Below are 258 nucleotides of genomic sequence, written 5' to 3' on the forward strand. Positions count from 1 at the left end.
GACCGGGATCTGATCAAGGCAAGCCTGAACGGCATCGAACCGTTCCTCGGCGTGCCGAGGCCGACCAGTATCGAGCAAATATGGCCAACGATCGGCAGTGCGACGTGCAGCTACAACTGGGGCGATGGCGGCTATGCGTGCAAAAACGCTCATCTGCTCGACGAAGTGCCGAGTAGCGAACGGCGTTTATCGCGGTACGCCTTTTTACTCCCGGCGACATGTAAGCCAGCAGGTCGTTCAGTACGCGTGGCCATCGGG

General features: G+C 59.7%; 1 protein-coding gene. It reads left to right on the forward strand.

All coding sequences use genetic code 11. The features are described 5' to 3' along the window. A partial coding sequence (locus SB771_RS35510; protein WP_410722104.1) for a hypothetical protein occupies window positions 1-258 on the forward strand: 258 nt, incomplete at both ends.

The organism is Burkholderia sp. SIMBA_051 (assembly GCF_046534915.1).
Lineage (GTDB): Bacteria > Pseudomonadota > Gammaproteobacteria > Burkholderiales > Burkholderiaceae > Burkholderia > Burkholderia ambifaria.